The following is an 11462-nucleotide window of genomic DNA, read 5'->3' as shown; positions in this document are numbered from 1 at the left end:
GCCGGCCGGAAGCCGGAAAAGGCTCCCTCCACCACACACTCACGGAGGCACCATGCAACGCCGCACGTTCCTCATGAGCACCGCGGCAGGGGTGGCACTGGCCGCCGCCCCCGTCGCCGGAGCGCCGCCCGCGAGCGCGGCCACGGTCCCGGCGGCCGTGCGCACGCCGGCCGAGCTCCAGGCCGCGATCGACCGGGCGCGGCCCGGCGACCGGATCGTCGTGGCCGACGGGACCTACGCCGTCCCGCCGGACAGCCCCCTCACCATCCGGAACAAGCGGGGCACCGAGCGGGCACCCGTGACCATCGCCGCCCGGACCCCGGGCGGTGCCGTCCTGGAGGGCGAACACAGCTTCCTCCTGGAGGCGTCCAGCCACATCACCCTCAGCGGCTTCTCCTTCCGCCAGAGCAGCACCCTGGACATCCCCCCGGACTGCTCGCACATCAGGCTCACCCGCAACGACTTCCAACTGGCCGACATCGAGGGCCTGCACTGGCTGATGGTGCGCGCGGACGACAGCACCGTCGACCACAACCACTTCCACGGCAAGAGCACGCTCGGCATCTACCTCGGCATCGAGGGCGCGGGCACGGACGAGATGGCCCAGCGCGTCCACGTGTACCGCAACTACTTCTCCGACCACACCTTCGCCGGTTCCAACGGCGGCGAGCCGATCCGGCTCGGCGTCAGCCCCCGCGCACTGTCCGGAGCCCACGCGGTCGTGGAGTACAACCTGTTCGAGCGCGCCGACGGAGACCCCGAGGCGATCTCGGTGAAGAGCTCGGACAACACCATCCGGTACAACACCATCCGCGACAGCCTGGGCGGCATCGTCCTGCGGCACGGCAACCGCAACCGGGTCGAGGGCAACCACCTCGTCGACGGCCAGGAAGGCGTACGGATCTACGGCAACGACCATGTGATCGTCAACAACTACCTCGCCGGCCTGTCGGGGCGCGCCCTGGTGATCGGCAGCGGTTCCGAGCGCGACCACCTGCCCGGCGAGACGCCCGAGTCGCGCCGCGGCAACGACGCCCCCGACCGGCTCCTCGTCGCGTACAACACCCTGGTCGACAACAACGGCACGCTCTCCGGCGAGAGCCAGCGCCCGCACGAGCCGCGGGACGTCACCGTCGCCGACAACCTGTTCGTCGCGGACACGGGCCGACTTGTCGACATGGCGAACACCGTGCGCTTCACCTGGTCGGGCAACCTGCTGTGGGGCGCCGCCGCCGACGGCAACATCCCCGCCGGTGGCGGCACCCGCATCGACCCGAGGCTGGAGAAGGACCCGCACGGCATCGCACGGCCGGCCGCCGACAGCCCGGCGATCGACGCGGGCACCCTTCGGTGGCCGCCCGTCACCCACGACATCGACGGGCAGCCGCGCGGCCGGGTCCGGGACGTGGGCGCGGACGAACACTCCCGCCGGGCACCGAGGCGCGGACCCCTGACCCCGGCCGATGTCGGCCCCCTGGCCCGCTGAGCGCACCCGTCCACTTCGACGCAGGAGACACCATGCAACGACGCACGTTCCTCCGGAGCACAGCGGTGGCCGCACTCGCCGCCGTACCGCTCGCCACCTCGCTGTCGGGGAGCGCGTCGGCGGCCGACATCCCGGTCGCCACCCTGGCCCAGCTCCAGAGCGCCATCAACAGCGCCGCGCCCGGTGACCGGATCGTCGTCGCCGATGGCACCTACACGGTCCCGTCGGGCAGCGCGATCAACATCACCGGCAAGAACGGCACCGCCGCCGCGCAGATCACCATCGTCTCGAAGACCCGCGGCGGCGCCGTGCTGCGTGGCGAACGCGGCTTCGTGCTCAGCGGTTCGAGCAACATCACCATCAGCGGATTCTCCTTCCGGCAGAGCACCACGATGGAGATCCCCGCGAACTGCTCGGCGATCCGGCTGACCCGCAACGACTTCCAGCTCGCGGACACCGGCGACCCGTACTGGCTCGTCGTGCGGGCGGACGATTCGAAGATCGACCGGAACCACTTCCACGACAAGACCACCGCGGGCATCTTCATCGTCGTCGACGGCTCCGGCCCGACCGCCATGGCCCAGAACCTGCACATCTTCCGCAACCACTTCTCCGACCACAGCTTCACCGGGGCCAACGGCGGCGAACCCATCCGCCTCGGCGTCAGCAGCCGCGCACTGTCCGGCGCCCACGCGGTCGTCGAGTACAACCTGTTCGAGCGCTGTGACGGCGATCCCGAGGCGATCTCGGTGAAGTCCTCGGACAACACCATCCGGTACAACACCATCCGCGACAGCCGCGGCGGCATCGTGCTGCGCCACGGCAACCGTTCCGTGGTGGAGAGCAACCACCTGATCGGAGGCACGGACGGGGTACGCGTCTACGGCAACGACCACAGAATCGTCAACAACTACCTCAGCGGGCTGTCCGGCAGGGCCCTGGTGATCGGCAGCGGCACCACCCGTGACCACAACACCGGTGAGACGGAGGACGAGCGGCGGGGCAACGACGCCTGCGACCGCGCGGTGATCGTGCACAACTCCCTCATCAACAACACCGGCATGCTCTCGGGCGAGACCCGCGCGTACGAGCCGCAGGACGTGACCGTCGCCGACAACCTGCTGGTCGGCGACTCGGGCAGCCTCGTCGCGATGGGAGCCACCTCCGGCTTCACCTGGCAGAGCAACCTGCTGTGGGGCGCGGCCGGAGACGGCAACATCCCCTCCGGGGGCTTCATCCGGGCCGACCCGCTGCTCAGCCGGGGCACGGACGGTGTGCTGCGGCTGTCGTCGGGCAGCCCGGCGATCGGCGCCGCGACGCTGAGCGGCGCCGCCGTCGCCGATGACATCGACGGGGACCGGCGCGGCAGCGTACGGGACATCGGCGCCGACGAGTACACGACGGCTCCCGTGCTCCGGCACCCCCTCACGGCGGCGGACGTGGGTCCGAACGCCGCCTGAGCGACCACGGTGACGGGGCACCGCCCAGCCGGCCCGGTCCGCCCGCCCCGTCCGGGCGGACCGTACGAGAGCGCCCGAAGGCCCGACCGCAGGAAGGCAGTGTCATGACCGAGGAGAGCAGCCGGAACGCGGCGGGCCGTGCCCCGCTCCGACCGCCGGCCGGACCGGAAGCGGGAAGCCTCGGGCTGGGCCTGTGCTCGGTCACCTTCCGCCGGCTGCCCGCCGCCGAGGTCGCGCGCCGCGCCGCGGACGCGGGCCTGGAGGTGATCGAGTGGGGGGCGGACGTGCACGCGCCCCCGGAGGAGCCGGGCACCGTCAGCGCGGTCCGTGAGGCCACCGAACGGTACGGGCTGGCCTGTTGTTCGTACGGCTCGTACTTCCGCGCCACGCCGGGCGAACTGGCCGGGTTCCCCGCCGTCGCCCGCGCCGCGGTGCTTCTCGGGGCGCCGCGGATACGGGTGTGGGCGGGCGCGACCGGATCGCGGTCCGCCCCGCCCGATGAGCGGCAGGAGACCGTGAGCTGTCTGCGGGAGGCGGCACGGATCGCCGCGGACCACGGGCTGCTGCTCGCGCCAGAGTTCCACGGGGGAACGCTCACCGACACCGTCGCCTCGACCGCCCGGCTGCTGGACGAGGTGGACGCGGACAACGTCCGCACGTACTGGCAGCCGCCGCTCGGCACACCCCGCGAAGAGGCGCTGGCGGGGCTGGCATCGCTCGCCGACCGGGTCTGCGCCGTGCACGCCTTCTCGTGGTGGCCGGGCAACAACCGGCTGCCGCTGGCGGACCGTTCGGACCTGTGGGCGGCCGCCCTCGGCCTGCTGGCCGGCCGGGGTGTCGAGGCGCTCCTGGAGTTCGTGCCCGGCGACGACCCCGCGGTGCTGGCGCGGGAGGCCGCGACACTGAGGGGATGCGCGGGCCGAACCCCCGCCGGCCGGCCGTAGCCGGCCGGACTCCCGCAGGTCACCAGGGACGATCCAGCGCCCCCGACGTCAGGACGGCAGACATGCACATCAAGGACGACGACACGCTCCTGTTCATCGGTGACTCCATCACCGACGCGGGCCGCGACCGTACGGATTCCGCGTCGCTCGGCACGGGTTACGTCCACGAGATCGCGCAGACCCTGCGCGACCGCGCGGACGGCGGACCCGGACCCCGTGTCATCAACAAGGGGATCAACGGCGACCGCGTGTACGACCTCGAAACCCGCTGGACCACCGATGTCATCGACCACCGGCCCACCGTGGTCACGGTCAAGATCGGCATCAACGACACCTGGCGGCGCTACGACCGGGGACTGCCCAGCCCGGTCGACGTGTTCGAGGCGTGCCTCGACCGGCTGCTCGCGGACACGGCGCGCGAGCTGTCCGCACGGCTCGTCGTCATCACCCCGTTCCTGCTCCCGGCCGGGCCGGACCAGGAGAGCTGGTTCGAGGACCTCTCTCCCCGCACCGACGCCGTTCTGCGGGCAGCCGGGAACAACGGAGCCCAGGTGGTCCGCGCCGACCTCGTCGTGACCCGCGCGGCACAGGACCGGGAGGCGGCGGAGCTGGCCCCTGACGGCGTCCACCCGAGCCGTCTCGGGCACCGGCTGATCGCCGATGCCTGGCTCGCCGCGGTCGGCTCAGCTGACCAGGACCCGCGGAGGTAGCGCGTCCTGGGGGAGACCGGGCCGGACGCTTCGCGGGCTCGGCCCGGGGCCCTGCCGGACGCTCCGGAGCGATCGCTAGAGTGACCGCCCATGACCACAATTGATCAAGCTCCCGCCTCTTTCGCCGTGCACATCCCGGACGCCGTGCTCGAACCGGAACCGCTCGATCCCGCACAGATCGTGTCGGGTGAGCCGCAGGTCACCGGCAAGGTGCTGTGGGAGTCGGCCGACGGCAAGCAGTTGCGCGGGATCTGGCAGATCACGCCCGGCGTGGTCACGGACACCGAGGCCAACGAGCTGTTCGTGGTCGTCAGCGGGCGCGCGACCGTGGCGGTCGAGGGCGGCGAGACGCTGGAGATCGGACCGGGCGACGCCTGCGTGCTGCGCGAGGGCGACCGTACGACGTGGACCGTGCACGAGACGCTGCGCAAGGCCTACCACATCAGCCTCTGAAGCCTCTGAGGGGCGCCCCGCCGGCTCAGGCCGAGGAGGCGGGGCGGGTGAGGGACCGGCGCAGCGCCAGCGCGGCCATCGGCAGCAGCAGACATGCGCCGGTGAGGTTCAGCCAGCCGTAACTCGCCCGGGAGACGATGACCCCGGCGACCGCGCCGCCGATGCCCGCCGACGCGTTCATGGTCAGGTCCGACAGGCCCTGCACGGCGGCGCGGGCGGGCTGCGGCACGGAGTCGGTGAGCAGCGCCGAACCGGCGACCAGCCCCGCGGACCAGCCGAGCCCGAGCACGAACAGGCCGGCCGCGGTCCTGCCGTGAGCGGCGCCCGCGGTCCCCGCCAGCAGCGCGGCCAGGGAGAGCAGCCCGACCGCCAGGCCGATGACGGTGAGCCGGCCGAAGCGGTCCGACAGCCAGCCCATCACCGGCGAGAACGCGTACATCCCCGCGATGTGGCCGCTGATCACCAGGCCGACCAGCTGGAGGTCCGCGCCGTGATGGCCGAGGGCGACCGGGGTCATCACCATGATCGAGACCATCGCGGTGTGCGAGACGGTCACGGTCACCAGCGCCAGCCGGGCCATCGGCGATGCCCGCACGGCCGCGATGCCCGCACGCAGCGAACGGCTCCCGGCCGACGTGCTCTCCTGCGGGGCCAGCGCGCGCGCCGTGAGCAGCGGGTCGGGCCGCAGCAGCGCCGCGACCACGAGCGCGGCGAGGAGGAAGATGCCGGCCGCCCAGACGAACGGCCCGGCCGTCTCGGACACGGCGGTGCCGCGGAAGACCCGGCCCGCCGGAGCCGCGATGTTGGGCCCCAGCACCGAGCCGATGGTGGTGGCCCAGATGACGGTCGAGATCGCCCGGCCGCGCCGCTCGGGCTCGGCCAGATCCGCCGCGGCGAACCGTGCCTGCAGATTGGCGGAGGAGCCCGCGCCGAACGCGGCCATGCCGAGGAGCAGCAGGGGGAAGCTCTCCACGACGGTGGCCAGCACCACGAGGCCGGCGCCGAGCGCACCGATCAGATACGCCAGTACGAGGCCGGGGCGGCGGCCGCGCGAGGTCATCAGCGCGGCCAGCGGCAGCGACAGCAGCGCGGTGCCGGCCACCGACGCGGTGGGCGCGAGGCCCGACAGCGCCTCGGAGCCGCTGACCTGTGTCGCCAGTACGGGGGCCAGGGTGATGCCGACGGGCACACCGAGGCCGCCGAGTATCTGGCCGGCGATGAGGACACCTGTCGTCCGGCGCCGGAGCCCGGGGAGGTCGGCCGCGGTGACCCGCCCGGTGGAAGCGGGCTCGCCGGGAGTGTCGGATGCGTCGAGGGTGTTGGTCACCGAGGCAGTGTGCCAGCGGTGGGAGGGTCAGAACAGCGGTGGGGGCAGCACGCCCTCCAGCGCCAGCAGCCGCCGTTTCGTCTCCAGCCCGCCGCCGAAGCCGCCGATCCCGCCGTCGCGCTCCACCACCCGGTGACAGGGCACCACGACCGGCAGCGGATTGGACCCCATGGCCGCCCCGACCGCCTGGGCCGCCCCGGGCTGCCCGACCCGCCCGGCGAGCTCCCCGTAACCGGCGACCGCGCCGTACGGCACGCCCGCCGACAGCTCACGGAGCACCTGGCGGTTGAAGCCGCTCGTCAGCGACCAGTCCAGATCGAGGGAGAAATCCCGCAGCGTGCCCGCGAAGTACGCCGCGAACTGGCGTATCGGCTCGGCCAGCCGGACGGAGCCGGGTGATTCGACCGGCTCCGCGCCGAGCCGGTCGCGCAACCGGGCCAGCGCCCTGTCCCGTACCGCCGGACGCGCGTGGAAGACCACGCTCACCAGCCCGGCGTCCGTCGCGGCCAGCAGCAGCGGGCCGATGTCGCTCTCCACGACGGCCCACTCGACAACCCCGTTGCTGTTCATGGCAACCACCGTACGGCCGGCCACTGACAACGGCCGCCGGCCGGCCGCGACGGCGGCCCCGTGACGGTCAGCCGGCGGCCTCACGCACCCCGGCAGCCTCACGTACCTCCGGCGGCCTCACGCACCCCGGCAGCCTTGCCTGCCCCGGCGGCCTCACGCACCCCGGCGGCCCCACGCACCCCGATGGCCGCCCGCACCACGTCCGGCGTGTTGGTGATGATGCCGTCCACGCCGTAGCCGGACACCTGGCGCGCGTGCGCCGCGTCGTTGACCGTCCACGTGTTGACCCGGAGCGTCTTGTGGTGCGGCCCCTTCAGCGCGTGCACCGCCGCCACGTACTCGCCCGAGACCGAGGTGTACGTCGGGTTGATCTGGTCGGCGAACTCGGCGTACTCGGGCAGCTCGGCGACGGCCGGGGTGCCCAGGAAGCCCGTGACGACGTCCGGGCGCTGCTCGTGCACCTTGCGCACACTGTCCGCGCCGAAGCTCTGGATCACGAGGCGGTCGCGGACATGCCCGCTGTCGAGCCACCCCTCCTCGTTCAGCACCCGCAGGGTCGCCCGCTCGATCCCCGGGTAGATCTCGGGGCTCTTGATCTCCAGGAGCAGGTTCTGGCGGTTGTGCCCGATCCGGTCCAGGTACTGCCGGAGCGTGGGCACCCGGGTGCCGGCGTACTGCGGCCCGAACCAGCTGCCCGCGTCCAGCCGGGCGATCTCGGCCGCCGTGAAGTCCTTGACCGCCCACGGCGCGCGGTCCGGGAAGACCTGCTCGGCGTCGGTGGTCCGCTTCAGATCGGTGTCGTGGATGACGACGAGTACGCCGTCCTTGGTGAACTGGACGTCGTTCTCCACCCAGTCGAAGCCGAGCTCGTCGGCCTTGTCCACGGCCGCGAGGGTGTTCTCGGGGGCGTGGACCGACGCGCCCCGGTGGGCGATGACGAGCGGGCCGCCGGTCCGGGCCGGGGCGGGGTCGCTCGCCGTCCGGACCCCGGAACCGGTGGCCGCCCCCGTGCGCCGGGCGGTGACGGCGTGGGTCCCCGCCACGGTGTGCCCGGCCGCGGTGGTGTCCGTGACCGGTGTGCCGGTGTTCGACAACAGGAACGTGCCGGCGCCCAGCAGCGCGGCGGCAGCGACGGAGGCGGTTGCGGTGCCTGCGTACACGTGGACTCCTTGCGTCAGAGGTGCGGACGGCCCGAGGCTCGCAGCCGCCGCCGAACAAGGGACGGGCGAAGGATGGCCACCATGTGAACGCACCTCGGGGACCGCGTCATGGGTTGGTGCCCCTGTCGATAAAATGCAGTTCTTCTGTTTGTTTGCCGGGCCTTGCGCCTTAGGGTCGTCCGCACCCGGGCTTCTGCGAAGGGCATGTGTATGCAGGGCACAATCGACGGTTTCAGCTATGGGGCGGTGACCCCCGTCGCGGCGTTCCTCATGGCCTGCCTCGGTGCGGCACTGGGGCTGCGCTGCACCACCCGGTCACTGCGCACGGAACGTTCCTTCAAGGCCGGCTGGCTGGCCCTCGGTGCGGCCTCCATAGGCTCGGGTATCTGGACGATGCACTTCATCGCGATGATGGGTTTCTCCGTCGAGGAGGTACCGATCAGCTACGACAAGCCGGTCACGTTCGCCAGCCTCGCCGTCGCGATCGTCATGGTCGGTGTCGGGATCTTTCTCGTCGGGTACCGGGGCGCCACCCCGATGGCTCTGGTGACGGGTGGCACGATCACCGGGCTCGGCGTGGCCTCCATGCATTACCTCGGCATGGCCGGGATGCGACTTGATGGGCAGTTCGAGTACGACACGGTCACCGTGACGCTCTCCGTGGTCGTCGCCGTGGTGGCCTCGACCGCCGCGCTCTGGGCCGCCGTCTCGATCCACGGCTTCCTGCCGAGCCTCGGTGCCGCCGTCGTGATGGGCCTCGCGGTCAGCGGAATGCACTACACGGGCATGGCCGCACTCCGGGTCCACCTGCACCCCGCCACGCTCACCGGCACCACCGCCGGCGACACCCCGACCGGCTTCCTCGTGCCCATGCTGATCGGCCCGGCCTGCTTCCTGCTGCTCGCCGGGATCGTCGTGATGTTCGACCCCCTGGTAGTCATGGGCACCCCGGACTGGGGCGACGCCGCGGCCGGACGGGCCCTCGGCATCCCCGCCCAGCGCCAGGTACCCCGCTTCGGCACGCACGCCGACCCGGCGTCCTTCCACTCGCAGTGGCGCGACCCCGTGCGGCACCACGATCGCTGACCGGCCCCGTTGTCAGTGGGGGGTCGTACGGTGGATGCATGCGGCCCGTTTCGAAGATCGAACGTTCGGTGGCGCCTTTCGAGGTCGTCAGTCCCTACCAGCCAAGCGGCGACCAGCCGACGGCCATCGCCGAGCTGGAGCGGCGCGTCAGGGCAGGTGAGAAGGATGTCGTGCTCCTCGGCGCGACCGGCACCGGAAAGTCGGCGACCACCGCCTGGATGATCGAGAGGCTGCAGCGCCCCACCCTGGTGATGGCGCCGAACAAGACCCTCGCCGCCCAGCTGGCCAACGAGTTCCGCGAGCTCCTGCCCAACAACGCCGTCGAGTACTTCGTCTCGTACTACGACTACTACCAGCCCGAGGCGTACGTCCCGCAGTCGGACACCTACATCGAGAAGGACTCCTCGATCAACGAGGAGGTCGAGCGGCTGCGCCACTCCGCGACGAACTCCCTGCTCACCCGGCGTGACGTCATCGTGGTCGCCTCCGTCTCCTGCATCTACGGCCTCGGTACCCCGCAGGAGTACGTCGACCGGATGGTCCAGCTCAAGGTGGGCGACGAGATCGACCGCGACCAGCTGCTGCGCCGCTTCGTCGAGATCCAGTACAGCCGAAACGACCTGGCGTTCGCCCGCGGCACCTTCCGGGTGCGTGGCGACACCATCGAGATCTTCCCGGTCTACGAGGAGCTCGCCGTCCGCATCGAGATGTTCGGCGACGAGATCGAGGCGCTCTCCACCCTCCACCCGCTCACCGGCGAGGTCATCAGCGAGGACGAGTCCCTCCACGTCTTCCCCGCCAGCCACTACGTGGCGGGCCCGGAGCGACTGGAGAAGGCGGTCGGCGGCATCGAGAAGGAGCTGGAGCAGCGGCTGGCCGAGCTGGACAAGCAGGGCAAGATGCTGGAGGCCCAGCGGCTGCGGATGCGCACCACGTACGACATCGAGATGCTGCGCCAGATCGGCACCTGCTCAGGTGTCGAGAACTACTCGATGCACTTCGACGACCGCACCCCCGGCACCGCGCCCAACACCCTCCTCGACTACTTCCCCGAGGACTTCCTCCTCGTGCTCGACGAATCGCATGTCACCGTGCCGCAGATCGGCGCGATGTACGAGGGTGACGCCTCCCGCAAGCGGACCCTCGTCGACCACGGCTTCCGGCTGCCGTCCGCCCTGGACAACCGCCCGCTGAAGTGGGAGGAGTTCCTCGGACGGATCAACCAGACGGTCTACCTCTCCGCCACCCCCGGCAAGTACGAGCTCTCCAGGGGCGACGGCTTCGTGGAGCAGATCATCCGCCCCACCGGCCTCGTCGACCCGGAGATCGTCGTCAAGCCCACCGAGGGCCAGATCGACGACCTGGTGCACGAGATCCGCAAGCGCACCGAGAAGGACGAGCGGGTCCTGGTCACCACCCTCACCAAGAAGATGTCGGAGGACCTCACCGACTACTTCCTGGAGCTCGGCATCCAGGTCCGCTACCTGCACAGCGACGTCGACACCCTGCGCCGCATCGAGCTGCTGCGCGAACTGCGCTCCGGCGAGTACGACGTCCTGGTCGGCATCAACCTCCTGCGCGAGGGCCTCGACCTGCCCGAGGTGTCGCTCGTGGCGATCCTCGACGCCGACAAGCAGGGCTTCCTGCGCTCGGGCACCTCACTGATCCAGACCATCGGCCGCGCCGCTCGTAACGTGTCCGGGCAGGTCCATATGTACGCGGACAAGATCACCCCGGCGATGGCGCAGGCCATCGACGAGACCAACCGGCGCCGCGAGAAGCAGATCGCCTACAACACCGAGCGCGGACTCGACCCGCAGCCGCTGCGCAAGAAGATCAACGACATCGTCGCGACGATCGCCCGCGAGGAGGTCGACACCGAGCAGCTCCTCGGCACCGGCTACCGCCAGACGAAGGGCGCCAAGGCGCCCGTGCCCACGCTGGGCGTCAAGGCCGGTTCCGGGAAGGCCAAGGGGGACGGGGCGGTGGTCACCGACCGCCCGGCCACCGAGCTCGCCGGGATCATCGAGGAGATGACCGACCGGATGCGCGCGGCCGCCGCGGATCTGCAGTTCGAGGTCGCCGCCCGACTGCGTGACGAGGTGGGGGAGTTGAAGAAGGAGTTGCGCCAGATGCGGGAGGCGGGCCTGGCCTGACCCCGCGGGGCGGGGTGTGTTGCAGGAACGACACAAAACGGCCCGCACCCGATGCGCCGGTGGCGCGACTGCGTAGGGTGCTGGAAACCGCGCAAGGATGGTTTGCGGGG

10 protein-coding genes are annotated in these 11462 nt (G+C 71.5%); 7 read left to right on the top strand and 3 right to left on the bottom strand.

What is annotated here, in order from left to right:
• Positions 1 to 52 precede the first annotated feature (52 nt).
• The 5 genes from ACZ6S6_RS00875 to ACZ6S6_RS00855 all read left to right on the top strand — a co-directional run bounded on the left by ACZ6S6_RS00875 (position 53) and on the right by ACZ6S6_RS00855 (position 5053).
• Complete coding sequence (locus ACZ6S6_RS00875; RefSeq protein WP_469702785.1) at positions 53 to 1486, top strand: polysaccharide lyase 6 family protein; 1434 nt, start codon at positions 53 to 55, stop codon at positions 1484 to 1486.
• 32 nt (positions 1487 to 1518) lie between these two features.
• Positions 1519 to 2946: a polysaccharide lyase 6 family protein gene (locus ACZ6S6_RS00870; protein ID WP_469702782.1), complete on the top strand. Its 1428-nt coding sequence runs from the start codon at positions 1519 to 1521 to the stop codon at positions 2944 to 2946.
• 104 nt (positions 2947 to 3050) lie between these two features.
• Positions 3051 to 3890 (top strand): sugar phosphate isomerase/epimerase family protein, encoded by an 840-nt coding sequence (locus ACZ6S6_RS00865; protein WP_469702779.1) that lies wholly within the window; start codon positions 3051 to 3053, stop codon positions 3888 to 3890.
• A gap of 62 nt (positions 3891 to 3952) precedes the next feature.
• Positions 3953 to 4600, top strand: coding sequence for an SGNH/GDSL hydrolase family protein (locus ACZ6S6_RS00860; protein WP_469702776.1), 648 nt, complete (start codon positions 3953 to 3955; stop codon positions 4598 to 4600).
• 90 nt (positions 4601 to 4690) lie between these two features.
• Complete coding sequence (locus tag ACZ6S6_RS00855; protein ID WP_362961963.1) at positions 4691 to 5053, top strand: cupin domain-containing protein; 363 nt, start codon at positions 4691 to 4693, stop codon at positions 5051 to 5053.
• 25 nt (positions 5054 to 5078) lie between these two features.
• Here ACZ6S6_RS00855 and ACZ6S6_RS00850 read toward each other — a convergent pair whose 3' ends face one another.
• The 3 genes from ACZ6S6_RS00850 to ACZ6S6_RS00840 form a co-directional block, all read right to left on the bottom strand.
• The gene (locus tag ACZ6S6_RS00850) at positions 5079 to 6380 is read right to left on the bottom strand and encodes an MFS transporter (protein WP_469702773.1); all 1302 of its coding nucleotides are present in this window, start codon (positions 6378 to 6380) and stop codon (positions 5079 to 5081) included.
• A 27-nt stretch (positions 6381 to 6407) separates the two neighbouring features.
• The gene (locus tag ACZ6S6_RS00845) at positions 6408 to 6950 is read right to left on the bottom strand and encodes a methylated-DNA--[protein]-cysteine S-methyltransferase (protein WP_362961966.1); all 543 of its coding nucleotides are present in this window, start codon (positions 6948 to 6950) and stop codon (positions 6408 to 6410) included.
• Positions 6951 to 7048: 98 nt separating this feature from the next.
• Positions 7049 to 8110: a glycerophosphodiester phosphodiesterase gene (locus ACZ6S6_RS00840; protein WP_469702769.1), complete on the bottom strand. Its 1062-nt coding sequence runs from the start codon at positions 8108 to 8110 to the stop codon at positions 7049 to 7051.
• Positions 8111 to 8320: 210 nt separating this feature from the next.
• Between ACZ6S6_RS00840 and ACZ6S6_RS00835 the strand changes: the two genes are divergently transcribed.
• On the top strand, positions 8321 to 9196 hold the full coding sequence (locus ACZ6S6_RS00835; protein WP_362961970.1) for an MHYT domain-containing protein: 876 nt from the start codon (positions 8321 to 8323) through the stop codon (positions 9194 to 9196).
• Between the two features lie 38 nt (positions 9197 to 9234).
• Positions 9235 to 11352 carry an excinuclease ABC subunit UvrB gene (gene uvrB / locus ACZ6S6_RS00830; RefSeq protein WP_469702764.1) on the top strand — a complete coding sequence of 706 codons (2118 nt, stop codon included), beginning with the start codon at positions 9235 to 9237 and terminating at the stop codon, positions 11350 to 11352.
• The last annotated feature ends 110 nt before the right edge of the window (positions 11353 to 11462 follow it).

This window comes from Streptomyces sp. NPDC048671 (genome assembly GCF_055587045.1).
This window is presented reverse-complemented; position numbering and strand designations above follow the sequence as displayed.

Coding starts and splice junctions, on each gene's coding strand:
- ACZ6S6_RS00870 (WP_469702782.1), top strand. CDS start 1,519: ATGCAACGACGCACGTTCCTCCGGAGCACAGCGGTGGCCGCACTCGCC.
- ACZ6S6_RS00835 (WP_362961970.1), top strand. CDS start 8,321: ATGCAGGGCACAATCGACGGTTTCAGCTATGGGGCGGTGACCCCCGTC.
- ACZ6S6_RS00855 (WP_362961963.1), top strand. CDS start 4,691: ATGACCACAATTGATCAAGCTCCCGCCTCTTTCGCCGTGCACATCCCG.
- uvrB (WP_469702764.1), top strand. CDS start 9,235: ATGCGGCCCGTTTCGAAGATCGAACGTTCGGTGGCGCCTTTCGAGGTC.
- ACZ6S6_RS00860 (WP_469702776.1), top strand. CDS start 3,953: ATGCACATCAAGGACGACGACACGCTCCTGTTCATCGGTGACTCCATC.
- ACZ6S6_RS00865 (WP_469702779.1), top strand. CDS start 3,051: ATGACCGAGGAGAGCAGCCGGAACGCGGCGGGCCGTGCCCCGCTCCGA.
- ACZ6S6_RS00845 (WP_362961966.1), bottom strand. CDS start 6,950: ATGAACAGCAACGGGGTTGTCGAGTGGGCCGTCGTGGAGAGCGACATC.
- ACZ6S6_RS00875 (WP_469702785.1), top strand. CDS start 53: ATGCAACGCCGCACGTTCCTCATGAGCACCGCGGCAGGGGTGGCACTG.